Genomic DNA, 12,246 nt, shown 5'->3' on the forward strand with positions numbered 1-12,246 from the left:
GTCTAGAGAGGTCGATGGGCGTCGCGGTCCGGCGCACGTCGTTGCGGCGCCAGCAGCAGCAGGCTGGCGACCGGCCACAGCGCGGCCTCGAAGACCGGCGCCAGCAGCACGCCCCAGCCGGGCCACATGCCGCCCACCAGCATGCGCACGATCAGCGCCAGCGCATGCGCGGCCAGGAAGAGCGGCAGCACCTGCACGGCCTGGGCGAACAGCGGGAACCAGGTCAGGCGGCGGTGCAGGGTGATGGCGCCAAAGCTCAGGCCGCTGTAGGCCAGGGCATGCTGGCCGAGCAGGGCGCCGTCATGCACATCGACGGCCAGGCCGAAGATGAAGGCCCACAGCACGCCGATGCGGCGCGGCTGGTGCACGCCCCAGAAGACCAGCACGACGGCCAGCACGTCGGGCATGCCCGCGATGCGGCCGGCCGGCACCATGTCGATCATCAGCGCGACGACCAGCGTGAAGCCGATGAACCATGGGTTGGCCGGCAGCAGCAGCTGGTCGGCGGCGCGCGGCATGATCATTGGGACGCTCCCGAAGCCTTGGTGGCGGCTTTCTCCGCGGCCTTGGCTGCGCGTTCTTCCTTCTTGGCGGCGCGCACGGCGGCCTTGGTGGCAGCGGCCGATGCAGCCTCCTCCGCCACGGCGACCTCGGCCTCCTTCTTGGCCGACAGGTGGCGGTCCTGCGGCAGCAGGATCAGCACATGGCGGGCGCTGTCGGGCTGGGCGATGGGCGCCAGCAGCACCTGGGCGAAGCTGGAGTCGCCGCGGCGTTCGACGACGCTGACCTTGGCCACCGGCAGGCCGGGCGGGTAGACGCCGTCCAGGCCCGAGGTCGTCATCAGGTCGCCCACCTTGATGTCGGCATTGGCGGCCAGGAAGCGCAATTCCATGCCCGAGCCGTCGGAGCGGCCGGCGGCGGCATTGCGCATCTGCGTGCGGGCGTTCAGCAGCGGAATGGCGGCGTCCTTGTCGGTCAGCAGCGTGACCTCGGCGGACAGCGGATAGACCCGCGTCACCTGGCCCAGCACGCCGGCCTCGTTGATGACCGGCGAGCCGGCCGCGACACCCAGCGTGGCGCCGCGGTCGATGACGACGCGGCGCGAGAAGGGATCGGGGGCCTCGAACAGCACCTCGGCCGGCAGCGACGGCACATTCAGCGAGGGCTTGAGCCCCAGCAGCTTGCGCAGGTGGTCGTTCTCGGCCTGCAGGGCCTCGGCGCGCGACAGCCGCTCGGCCTGGGCGCTGAGCTGGCGGCGGGCCAGGTCCTCGGCCTCCATGGCGCGCTTGGTGCCGCGCAGGTAGTCACCGGCCGTCTCCCAGGCATCCACGGGCGTCAACAGCAGGCGCTGCACCGGGTGCAGCACCAGGGCGAAGGTGGCGCGCACCGGCTGCATCAGCTTGAAGCGGGCGTCCGCCACCATCAGCAGCAGGGCCAGCGCCGAACACAGCGCGAGCTTGGTCAGCGCCGACGGACCTTGGCGGAAGAACGGCGGGGGTGTGCGGTCTAGGGTGCCGAGGGGCATGGCGCGCGCGGCGCTTTAAGGGCTTATTCCGAGGTGAAGATGGAACCCAGGCGCTCCATGCGCTCCAGGGCCATGCCGCAACCCCGCACGACGCAGGTCAGCGGGTCTTCGGCCACCAGCACCGGCAGGCCGGTCTCCTCGCCCAGCAGGCGGTCCAGGTCGCGCAGCAGGGCGCCACCACCGGTCAGCATCATGCCGCGCTCGGCGATGTCGGCGCCCAGTTCGGGCGGCGTCTGCTCCAGCGCGTTCTTCACGGCGGAGACGATCTGGTTCAGCGGGTCGGTCAGGGCTTCCAGGATCTCGTTGGACGAGATCGTGAAGCTGCGCGGCACGCCTTCGGAGAGGTTGCGGCCCTTGACCTCCATTTCCTTGACTTCGCTGCCAGGGAAGGCCGAACCGATGTTCTTCTTGATCGCCTCGGCGGTGGGCTCGCCGATCAGCATGCCGTAGTTGCGGCGGATGTAGTTGATGATGGCTTCGTCGAACTTGTCGCCGCCGACGCGGACCGAGCCCTTGTAGACCATGCCGCCCAGCGAGATGACGCCGACTTCCGTCGTGCCGCCGCCGATGTCGACGACCATGGAGCCCGAGGCCTCGGCCACCGGCAGGCCGGCGCCGATCGCGGCGGCCATGGGTTCCTCGATCAGGTAGACCTCGGAAGCACCCGCGCCCAGCGCCGATTCACGGATGGCGCGGCGCTCGACCTGGGTGGAGCCGCAGGGCACGCAGATGATGATCCTCGGCGACGGCTTGAACGTCTTCGAGTCGTGGACCATCTTGATGAACTGCTTGAGCATCTGCTCGGTCACCGTGAAGTCGGCGATGACGCCGTCCTTCATCGGGCGGATGGCCTCGATGTTGCCGGGCACCTTGCCCAGCATGGCCTTGGCCTCGCGGCCGACGGCCTGGATGGTCTTCTTGCCGTTGGGGCCGCCCTCGTGGCGGATCGACACCACCGAAGGCTCGTCGAGGACGATGCCCTTGCCACGCACGTAGATCAGGGTGTTGGCGGTGCCGAGGTCGATGGCGAGGTCGGTGGAAAAGTAGCGGCGCAGGGAGGCGAACATGGTGTGGCGCGGAGAGCCTCGCCGACGGGGGCGCGGCTCGAAAACGGGGGGCTGAATAAGCATCGAGGCCGCCCGGCCGGCGACAAAATCCGTCGCTGAAGGGGCAGCCTCGAAGGCCATGAAGATGGGCGGCGATAATAACCGATCACCCCCTTCTGAGGCCCGCCAACACTGGCTTTCTGGCTTCAGGCTTACATCTGAAAACCCTTCATGAGCCTCACCCCTGACGACGTGAGCCGCATCGCCAACCTGGCCCGGCTGGAACTGCAACCGGCCGAGTCCGAGGCGCTGCTGGGCAACCTGAACGACTTCTTCAAGATCGTGGACCAGATGAGCGCCGTCGACACCGCGGGCGTCGAGCCCCTGTACACGCCGCTGTCGGCCATCCAGCAGGTGCAGCTGCGCCTGCGCGAGGACGCCGTCACCGAAAGCAACCAGCGCGAGCTCAACCAGCGCAGCGCCCCGGCCGTCGAGGACGGCCTCTTCCTCGTTCCCAAGGTCATCGAATGAAGCCCGTTCACGACATGGGCGTGGCCGAGCTGGCCGCCGCCCTGAAGAACCGCGCCGTTTCCAGCCGCGAAGCCACACAAGCCCTGCTGGACCGCATTGCCGCCCAGGACAAGGCGCTGGGCGCCTTCCTGCACGTCGATGCCGACGGCGCCCTGGCCCGTGCGACCGCGGCCGATGCGGCGCTGGCGGCCGGCAACGGCGGCGCGCTGACCGGCATCCCGCTGGCCCACAAGGACATCTACGTCACGGCCGACATGCCGACGACAGCCGGCTCCAGGATCCTGGCCGGCTACCGCAGCCCCTTCGACGCCACCGTCGTCGCCCGGCTGAACGCCGCTGGCACGGTGTCGCTCGGCAAGCTGAACTGCGACGAGTTCGCCATGGGCTCGGCCAACGAGAACAGCGCCTATGGCCCGGCCCACAACCCCTGGGACGTCTCACGCGTGCCCGGCGGCTCCTCGGGCGGCTCGGCTGTGGCCGTCGCGGCCCGCCTGGTACCGGCCACGACAGGTACCGACACCGGCGGCTCCATCCGCCAGCCAGCCAGCTTCACCGGCATCACCGGCATCAAGCCGACCTACGGCGTGTGCAGCCGCTACGGCATGATCGCCTTCGCTTCCAGCCTGGACCAGGCCGGCCCGATGGCCCGCTCCGCCGAGGACTGCGCCCTGCTGCTGTCCGCCATGAGCGGCTTCGACGAGCGCGACGCCACCAGCGTGCAGCAGCCGCCCCAGGACTTCCACGCCCAGATGCTGGCCGCCCGTGAAGGCGCCGCGGCGGGCAAGCCCCTGGCCGGCCTGCGCATCGGCCTGCCCAAGGAGTTCTTCCCGGCCGGCCTGTCCGCCGACGTGAATGCAGCGGTTCGTGCCGGTCTGGCCGAGCTGGAGAAGCTGGGCGCCACGCTGGTGGACGTCAGCCTGCCGCGTACTGAACTGGCCATTCCGGTCTACTACATCATTGCCCCGGCCGAGGCGAGCTCCAACCTGAGTCGCTTCGACGGCGTCAAGTTCGGCCATCGTGCAGCCAAGTACGAGGATCTTCTCGATATGTACAAGAAGACGCGTGCCGAGGGCTTCGGCCCCGAGGTCAAGCGCCGGATCATGATCGGCTCCTATGTGCTGTCCCACGGCTATTACGACGCCTATTACCTGCAGGCCCAGAAGCTGCGTCGCATGATCGCGGACGACTTCCAGCAGTGCTTCTCGCAGTGCGACCTCATCGCCGGCCCGGTGGCACCCACCGTCGCCTGGAAGCATGGCGAAGGCAAGGACGACCCGACCCAGGCCTATCTGGCCGACATCTTCACGTTGCCCGGCTCGCTGGCCGGCCTGCCCGGCATGAGCGTGCCGGTGGGCCTGGGTGCCGGCGGCATGCCCGTCGGCCTGCAGCTGATCGGCAACTACTTCAAGGAAGGCCAACTGCTGCACACCGCGCACGCCCTCCAGCAAGCCACCGACTGGCACCAAGCTGCCCCGGCGGGGATCTGATATGCCTACATCCAAGCTCATCCGCGGTTATGAGGTCGTCATCGGCCTCGAAAACCACGTCCAGCTCTCCACGCAGAGCAAGATCTTCAGCGGCAGCTCGACCGCTTTCGGCGCCGCGCCCAATACCCAGGCTTCGCCGGTGGACCTGGCCCTGCCCGGCACGCTGCCGGTCCTGAACCGCGCCGCCGTCGAGCGTGCCATCCGCTTCGGCCTGGCCGTCGGCGCCAAGGTGGCGCCGTTGTCCATCTTCGCCCGCAAGAACTACTTCTACCCCGACCTGCCCAAGGGCTACCAGATCAGCCAGTTCGAGATCCCGGTGGTGCAGGGCGGCGCGGTCGAGTTCTTCGTCGGCGACGTCAAGCACAAGGTCAACCTGACCCGCGCCCACCTCGAGGAAGACGCGGGCAAGAGCCTGCACGAGGCCTACCTCGGCCAGTCGGGCATCGACCTGAACCGGGCCGGCACGCCGCTGCTGGAGATCGTCTCCGAGCCGGAAATGCGTTCGGCTCAGGAGGCTGTTGAGTACGCCAAGACGCTGCACGCGCTGGTGATGTGGCTGGGTATCTGCGACGGCAATATGCAGGAAGGCAGCTTCCGCTGCGACGTCAACGTGTCGGTGCGCAAGCCCGGCGAGCCCTTCGGCACGCGCCGCGAGATCAAGAACCTCAACAGCTTCCGCTTCCTGGTCGACGCGGTGAACTACGAGGTCAACTGGCAGATCGGCGAGATCGAGGACGGCCGCAAGATCCAGCAGGCTACGGTGCTCTATAACCCCGACACCGGCGAGACCGACGCGATGCGCAGCAAGGAAGACTCGGCCGACTACCGCTACTTCCCCGACCCCGATCTGCCGCCGCTGGTCATCGCGCCGGAATGGGTGGAGCGCGTCAAGGGCGAGATGCCCGAGCTGCCGTCGGTGATGGCGGCGCGCTTCGAGAGCGTCGATGGCCTGCCGGCCTATGACGCGACCATGATGACGCAGAGCCTGGCCACGGCGCGCTACTACGAGGCCGCCAAGGCCGCGGGTGCGGTGCCCAAGCTGGTCGCCAACTGGGTCATGGGCGAGATCAGCAAGCGGCTGAACGCCGATGGCGGCGAGATAGCCGCGGCGCCGGTTGGCCCCGAGCTGCTGGCCAGGCTGATCGGCCGCATCTCCGACGGCACGATCTCGAACAACGCCGCCAAGCAGGTCTTCGAGTCGCTGTGGAGCGGCGAGGCGAGCGACGTGGACGCCGTCATCGAGTCCAAGGGCCTGAAGCAGGTCAGCGACACCGGCGCCATCGAGGCCATCCTCGACGAGGTGCTGGCCGCCAACCAGAAGTCGGTGGACGAGTACCGCTCGGGCAAGGACAAGGCCTTCAACGCCCTGGTCGGCCAGGCCATGAAGGCGACCAAGGGCAAGGCCAATCCGGCCCTGGTCAACGAGCTGCTGAAGAAAAAGCTCGGGTAAGGGAGTTCGGCCTCAGGGTTTTTCTGAGGCCGATTTCAGCGCTTGGGCGTCGGCGGCGGTGCCGTCGGCGGCAGCTCGCCCAGCGGCGGCAGCGAGCCCGGCGTGGCGCCGGCCCAGAGCTTCTTCAGGCGGGACAGTTCGGCATCGAAGCTCTTGTTGATGCGCACCAGCTCCGCCTTCTGGTTCTCGATGAGCACTTCCTGCGCCTCGATGCTGGCGTCATTGGCGTCCAGGGCTTGCTTGAGCTTGCCCGGCAGCGGCTTGCCCTTGTAGAACTCGGCCTCGTCCAGCAGCGGCTTGCGCTCGACGTTGAGGTCCTTGATGCGGCGCTCCGAGCTGCGCATGGCCTTGTTCGAGTCGTCCAGGGCGGCATTGCGCGCGCGCTGGTGGGCGGCCTCGTTGGGGTAGCGCAGCATCAGCGTGCGGTCGCGGCGGATGGCGTCCTGCTGGGCGAGGCGGTCGGCGGCCGCGCGGCGGTCGGCGGCTTCCTTGGTGGCGCGGTCCTCGGGGCTGAGGAAGGGCGGCAGCGTGCTGCGCTGCGAGCCGTCGGGATTGAGGACGCGCTGTTCACGCGCCACGCATTCGGGAATCGGGCGGTCGCCCGTCAGCTTGCGGCCGTCGGCCGTCGTGCAGGTGTAGATGCCCTTGCCCACAGCGCCCTCCTGGGCCTGGGCGAAGGTGGCGATCAGCAGTCCGACGGCGACGGTCAGTTGGCGCATCAGACCCCGTAACGCTCTCGATAGGCCAGCACGGCCGGGCGATGGGCGGCCAGCTCGGGCGCGCCCTCCAGGAAGGCCAGCAGGTCGGCCAGGCCCGCCACGGCGACGACCGGCAGGCCATAGCGCTGCTGCACCTGCTGCACGGCCGACTGCGGGCTGTCGACACCGCCCTCCGCGGCCTTCTCCTGGCGGTCCAGCGCGATGCTGACGCCGCAGGGCTTGGCGCCGGCGGCTTCGATCATCTGGATGGATTCGCGCACCGAGGTACCGGCGGAGATGACGTCGTCGATGATGAGGACGCGGCCCTTGACCGGCGCGCCGACCAGGGTGCCGCCCTCGCCATGGTCCTTGGCTTCCTTGCGGTTGTAGGCGAACGGCACGTTATGCCCGCGGCGCGCCAGTTCCATGGACACGGCGGCGGCCAGCGTGATGCCCTTGTAGGCGGGGCCGAAGATCATGTCGAACTGCAGGCCCGAGGCGATCAGGCGCTCGGCGTAGAAGCCGGCCAGCGTGCCGAGCTTGGCGCCGTCATCGAAGAGGCCGGCATTGAAGAAGTAGGGGCTGAGGCGGCCGGCCTTGGTCTTGAACTCGCCGAAACGCAGCACGCCCGCCTCCACGGCGAAGGCGACGAAGGACTGGGCGAGGGAGTCGGTGGGCGCGGCAGACATGTAGCAAAGATTCTAGGGGTCAAAAAAACAGGCCCGACCCCTAGAAGGGGCCGGGCCGTGCGTGGTTTTCACCAAGTCGCGGGCGGGGCCCGCTTGTCGTCTTGCGGGTCGCCAACCCGCTGAGTCAGGTGACGGTCAGAAATTGGCCTTGAACTGAACGCCGTAGCTGCGGGGCTCGTTGACGATGCCGGTCAGGTTGTTGAAGTCGATGGCGGCAACGACCTGGCGGTGGTCGGTGATGTTGCGGCCATAGGCGGCCACCTCGTACTTGCCGTTGGCCCAGCCGTAGCCGACGCGCAGGCCGCCTTCCAGGGCCGACTTGGCCTTGTACTCCACGGCCTCGTACAGGAACATGTTGTACTTGTCCTTGTAGGCCCAGTCGGTCAGCACGGTCAGTTCGCCGTTGCCGATCTCGGTGCTGTACTTCAGCGTCCAGTTCCACACCACCTTGGGCGCGCGCGGCAGGTCGTTGCCGTTGATGCTGACCGTGCCCGGCAGCGGGCCGGCCGGGTCACGCACCGTGCAGGCGGCGCCGCAGGGCGCGACGAACAGGCCGGGGTCCTTGATCTGCGTGTCGTTGTACGAGAAGCCCAGCGTCGTGCGCCAGTCGCGGGCAATGATGGCCTGCGCATCGAGCTCGAAGCCCTGACCTTCGGCCTTGGCGGCGTTGACGAGGCGGTTCTGGTTGGTCGTGCCCGAACCTGCGGTCAGCTGCATGTCCTTCACGCGGTACTTGAAGACCGTGCCGGTCACGCGCGCCGTGTTGTCCAGCAGATCGGCCTTGAAGCCGGCCTCGACGGACAGCACCTTCTCGGAGTTGGCCACCGAGATGGTGTCGCCGAACAGCACGCGGCCCTGGATGGACGGTGCGCGATAGCCGGTGGCGACGCGCGCGAACAGGCTGGTCGTCTTGCTCAGCGCATAGTTGCTGCCGACGTCCCAGCTCCAGTTCGTCGACTTCGGATTGGCCAGCAGCGGGCCCACGTTCGCGCCGCCGAACGGCGTCTGCGTGCGCGCGGCGTCGAAGTCCTTCTTGTCGTTGGTGTAGCGCAGGCCGGCCGTCAGCTTCAGCTCGGGCGTGAGCGCGTATTTCACGTTGCCGAATGCGGCCCAGGACTTGGCGTTCTGGTGCTGCACGGCGTAGCCGTTCTGCGTGTCGCCCGCGTTGAAGCTGTCGAAGTTGAAGCTGTCGACCTGCAGCTTCTCGTTGAAGTAGTACAGGCCGGCGATCCACTGCAGCGGATCATTGGTGTTGGACTGCAGCCGGAACTCCTGCGTGGTCTGGCGCAGGTAGGGGATGCCGTCGGCGGTCTGGGCGTCGAACGGGATGTTGGCGGGCTGGTTGCCGTAGTTGGGGCCCGACGGCGGCGCATAGGGAGCGCCGAAGCCGCCGTCGACGTCGCCGCGGCTGTAGAACTTGGCGCGGGCGTGCGACGTGATGGAGTACAGCGACACGCCGGTGAAGTCCCAGCGCAGGCGTGCGCTGACCTCGCTGGACTTCAGCGTCTGCGAGTTGTAGCCGTCGGTGGGGTAGTAGGAGTCGTCGTAGCCGTCGACGAGGTCGTTGGTGCCCTTCTTGATGATGTTGGCGCGGAAGGTGGTGGCCGTGCCGTCGTAGTCGCGGGCCTGGACCTTGAAAAGACCCTCGAAGCCGGCCGTCTTGTACAGCGCCTGCACGCGCACGGCCTTGTCGGTGTAGCCCTCGAGGTCAGCGGTCGCGCCCAGCGTGGCGGCCATCGGGTTGTGCACGCGGTCGTCCTGGCGCTGCACGAGGCCGGCGACGCGCAGCTGCAGCTCGTTGCTGACGGGCACGTTGACGGCGGTTTCCAGGTTGGTGGACTTCCAGCGGCCAAAGCCGATGTTGGCGTAGCCCTCGAACTTCTTGGTCGGCTTGGCCGAGTCGAACTTCATGACGCCGGCCGGCGAGTTGCGGCCGAACAGCGTGCCTTGCGGGCCGCGCAGCAGTTCCACCTGCGCCATGTCGAAGACCGGGAAGCCCTTCAGCGCGATGCTTTCCTGCACGACGTCGTCATAGACCAGGCCGACCGGCTGGGAGGCGTTCATGTCGAAGTCGGTATTGCCCAGGCCGCGCACGTAGAAGCGCGGGAAGGTGCGGCCGAAGTCGGATTCGATGTTCAGGCTGGGCACCTTGCCCGACAGCGCACGCACGTCCTGGCCGCTGGCGTTGTAGGTGTCCAGTTCCTCGGCCTTGATGGCCGAGATGGACAGCGGCACGTCCTTCAGGTTTTCGGCGCGGCGGCTGCCGGTCACGATGACGGCCTCCAGCTGGCTGACGTCCTTCTTGGCCTCGGGCGCCGGCGCGGCCTGGGCAAAGGCGGCCTGCATCGGGAAGGCCGCGCCCAGCGCAAGCGCGAGCAGGGTCAGGGTGGTGCGTTGGTTCGGCATGAGAAATCCTCGGGTTGGCGGGGGGAAAGGCATGCGGGGACGAAAAAATGGGCGTTCGTAACGCCTCTGATTCCTACGGGATCGTAAAGATCACATGACCGTTTGATGATGAAAGCGTGCGGGGGTGTTGTGCATTTGCTGCACTGCGATACTTCCCCAGGTCAACCCTCTCCCTAAATCCGATGCGCTTCATCACGGCCAACCTCAACGGCGTGCGTTCCGCCGCCAGCAAGGGCTTCTTCGAGTGGCTGGACCAGCAGCAGGCCGATGCGGTCGGCGTCCAGGAGCTCAAGGCGCAGGCCGACGTCGTGGAGGCCAAGTTCCGCCACTGCGACAAGCTCGCGGGTCATTTCCATTACGCGGAGAAGAAGGGCTACTCGGGAGTGGGCCTGTACACCCGGGAGGAGCCCAGCGACCTGATCACGGGCCTCGGCATCACCGAGTTCGACAGCGAGGGCCGCTGGGTCGAGAAGCGCTTCGACAAGCCCGGCCGCAAGCTCAGCCTGATCAGCGTCTATTTCCCCAGCGGCACCAGCGGCGAGGAGCGCCAGGCGGTCAAGTACCGCTTCCTGGCCGCCATGCACCCGCATCTGATGGCGCTGAAGGCCGAGCGCGAGTTCATCCTGGTGGCCGACGTCAACATCGCCCACAAGGAAATCGACCTGAAGAACTGGCGCGGCAACCAGAAGAACAGCGGCTTCCTGCCCGAGGAGCGCGCCTGGCTGACGACGCTGTTCGACGATGGCGGCGTCGTCGACGTCTTCCGCACGCTGAACGACAAGGCCGAGCAGTACACCTGGTGGAGCGCCCGCGGCGCGGCGCGCGCCAACAACGTCGGGTGGCGGCTGGACTACCACCTGGCCACGCCCGGCATCGCCGCGCTGGCCAGGACCGAGGCCATCTACACCGGCCAGATGTTCAGCGACCACGCGCCGCTGACCATCGACTACGACTTCAAGCTGTAACGAATACACGGCGTAACCGGCCGCTACGGACTGAGGGTGCCTCCTACATGAGATGACGCTCGACGCCGACGCCGGGCGCGCAGTCAGGGCCATAGAGTGGATTCAGCCGCGGTGGAAATGCCCGGCACCCGCCGGTCGGCATTGCTAGTCGGCCACTGCACTGACTGAAAAGGAGCTTCCCATGTCCACCATCAAGACCGTGACCAGCGCACTGACCGCCGCCTTCCTCGTGACCGGCATCGGCCTCGCTGTCGCCCAGACCGAAGACCAGCAGCAGCCGACGGATCCCGTGGCCGCCGCGACCGCAACGCCGCTGAGCGAGCAGACCCCGGCCGATCCGAACGCCGCACCCGTGGATCCCAATGCCGCGATGCCTGCCGACAGCACCGCCGCCGTCGCCGAGCAGCAGCCCGCCGACGATCCGGCCAAGGTGACGCCGCCGGTGGAATCCACCACGACGACGACGACCGACACGACCACCACGACGACGACGCCCAGCCCGTCCTACGACTCGACGGCTCCGGCTCCTCGCGCCGACCGCCACTAAGCCGCATCGGCTGAGCGCTTCCTCCGTCATCGATCATGCGTTTCGGAGATCGCGCTGAACGCGAAGCCGAAGTCCGGCGTCGCGACATCCTCATCGGCCTCGGCCAGGGCGGCCTGATCGCTGCCCTGGCCCTGGCCGTCTTCTTCACGGTCTCGGGCAGCTTCAAGCGCAAGCCCGCAGCAACAACCGCCCAGCGCCCCGTCGCTGCCGCGGCGGCGCCTGCCCCGACACCCCTGCCCGCGCCGGCCATCGATCGCCAGCTCGACTTCGGCAAGGTCCGCGCGCCCCTGGACGTGACCCGCGTCGCGACCTGGGCCGTGCGCGAGGCCGACAACGGCAGCAGCGCCTTCGCCATCGTCGACAAGCGCCGCGCCCAGGTCTATGTCTTTGCCCCGAGCGGCCGCCTGATCGGCACCAGCCCCGTGCTGCTCGGCTATGCGGCCGGCGACAACACCGTGGCCGGCATCGGCCAGAAGGCGATCGAGGAGATCAAGCCGCAGGAGCGCACCACGCCCGCCGGCCGCTTCGTCTCGGCGCCCGGCCGCAACGCCGACGGCAAGGAGGTGGTCTGGGTGGACTACGACGCGGCTGTTTCCATGCACCGCGTCATCAACAGCAACCCCAAGGAGAGGCGCCTGGAGCGCCTGGCCAGCAAGACGGCGGCGGACAACCGCATCAGCTGGGGCTGCATCAATGTGCCAGTCGAGTTCTTTGAACGCACCGTGCTGCCCAACCTGGGCCAGCGCCGGGGCGTGGTCTATGTGCTGCCGGAGAAGCAGCCGCTGACGGCCTTCTTCCCGGCAGCGGCGCCACCGCAGATGCTGGCCCAGGCCGGCTCACGGCGAGGTAACAACGCCAAACCGTGAACTCCTTGTCTGTTGGTTACAAGACGCTTTTCCTAG

12 protein-coding genes are annotated in these 12,246 nt (G+C 68.0%); 6 read left to right on the top strand and 6 right to left on the bottom strand.

The window, feature by feature from the left end; translation table 11 throughout:
* Positions 1 to 2: 2 nt before the first annotated feature.
* The 3 genes from mreD to AC07OY_RS14080 are packed head-to-tail and all read right to left on the bottom strand — an operon-like array spanning position 3 to position 2,592.
* A complete protein-coding gene (gene mreD, locus AC07OY_RS14070; RefSeq protein WP_495043216.1) occupies positions 3 to 524 on the bottom strand; it encodes a rod shape-determining protein MreD in 522 nt (173 codons plus the stop codon).
* Complete coding sequence (mreC, locus tag AC07OY_RS14075) at positions 521 to 1,525, bottom strand: rod shape-determining protein MreC (RefSeq protein ID WP_495043217.1); 1,005 nt, start codon at positions 1,523 to 1,525, stop codon at positions 521 to 523. The genes mreD and mreC overlap by 4 nt, the downstream gene beginning before the upstream one ends.
* 23 nt (positions 1,526 to 1,548) lie before the next feature.
* Positions 1,549 to 2,592, bottom strand: coding sequence for a rod shape-determining protein (locus AC07OY_RS14080; RefSeq protein WP_056191483.1), 1,044 nt, complete (start codon positions 2,590 to 2,592; stop codon positions 1,549 to 1,551).
* A gap of 210 nt (positions 2,593 to 2,802) precedes the next feature.
* Here AC07OY_RS14080 and gatC point away from each other — a divergent pair, with 210 nt between their 5' ends.
* From gatC to gatB, 3 genes are read left to right on the top strand one after another with little or no spacing between them, the layout of a single operon-like run.
* Entirely contained in the window at positions 2,803 to 3,102 is a 300-nt protein-coding gene (gatC, locus tag AC07OY_RS14085) for an Asp-tRNA(Asn)/Glu-tRNA(Gln) amidotransferase subunit GatC (RefSeq protein WP_119040417.1), read from the top strand.
* Positions 3,099 to 4,589 carry an Asp-tRNA(Asn)/Glu-tRNA(Gln) amidotransferase subunit GatA gene (gene gatA / locus AC07OY_RS14090; RefSeq protein ID WP_495043218.1) on the top strand — a complete coding sequence of 497 codons (1,491 nt, stop codon included), beginning with the start codon at positions 3,099 to 3,101 and terminating at the stop codon, positions 4,587 to 4,589. Before gatC ends, gatA begins: the two co-directional genes overlap by 4 nt.
* 1 nt (position 4,590) lies before the next feature.
* On the top strand, positions 4,591 to 6,039 hold the full coding sequence (gene gatB / locus AC07OY_RS14095; RefSeq protein WP_495043219.1) for an Asp-tRNA(Asn)/Glu-tRNA(Gln) amidotransferase subunit GatB: 1,449 nt from the start codon (positions 4,591 to 4,593) through the stop codon (positions 6,037 to 6,039).
* Between the two features lie 35 nt (positions 6,040 to 6,074).
* Here gatB and AC07OY_RS14100 read toward each other — a convergent pair whose 3' ends face one another.
* From AC07OY_RS14100 to AC07OY_RS14110, 3 genes are all read right to left on the bottom strand, one after another.
* On the bottom strand, positions 6,075 to 6,758 hold the full coding sequence (locus AC07OY_RS14100) for a hypothetical protein (protein WP_495043220.1): 684 nt from the start codon (positions 6,756 to 6,758) through the stop codon (positions 6,075 to 6,077).
* On the bottom strand, positions 6,758 to 7,426 hold the full coding sequence (pyrE, locus tag AC07OY_RS14105; protein ID WP_495043221.1) for an orotate phosphoribosyltransferase: 669 nt from the start codon (positions 7,424 to 7,426) through the stop codon (positions 6,758 to 6,760). Before pyrE ends, AC07OY_RS14100 begins: the two co-directional genes overlap by 1 nt.
* 135 nt (positions 7,427 to 7,561) lie before the next feature.
* The gene (locus AC07OY_RS14110) at positions 7,562 to 9,832 is read right to left on the bottom strand and encodes a TonB-dependent receptor (protein ID WP_495043222.1); all 2,271 of its coding nucleotides are present in this window, start codon (positions 9,830 to 9,832) and stop codon (positions 7,562 to 7,564) included.
* A gap of 182 nt (positions 9,833 to 10,014) precedes the next feature.
* On the opposite strand from AC07OY_RS14110, the gene AC07OY_RS14115 reads away from it, so the two are divergent.
* From AC07OY_RS14115 to AC07OY_RS14125, 3 genes are all read left to right on the top strand, one after another.
* The gene (locus tag AC07OY_RS14115; protein ID WP_495043223.1) at positions 10,015 to 10,797 is read left to right on the top strand and encodes an exodeoxyribonuclease III; all 783 of its coding nucleotides are present in this window, start codon (positions 10,015 to 10,017) and stop codon (positions 10,795 to 10,797) included.
* Positions 10,798 to 10,978: 181 nt separating this feature from the next.
* Positions 10,979 to 11,344, top strand: a complete 366-nt coding sequence (locus AC07OY_RS14120) for a hypothetical protein (RefSeq protein ID WP_495043224.1) — start codon at positions 10,979 to 10,981, stop codon at positions 11,342 to 11,344.
* Positions 11,345 to 11,379: 35 nt separating this feature from the next.
* Positions 11,380 to 12,210 carry a hypothetical protein gene (locus tag AC07OY_RS14125; RefSeq protein ID WP_495043225.1) on the top strand — a complete coding sequence of 277 codons (831 nt, stop codon included), beginning with the start codon at positions 11,380 to 11,382 and terminating at the stop codon, positions 12,208 to 12,210.
* Positions 12,211 to 12,246 lie beyond the last annotated feature (36 nt).

It is taken from the genome of Roseateles sp. GW821-FHT09H10 (assembly GCF_059415865.1).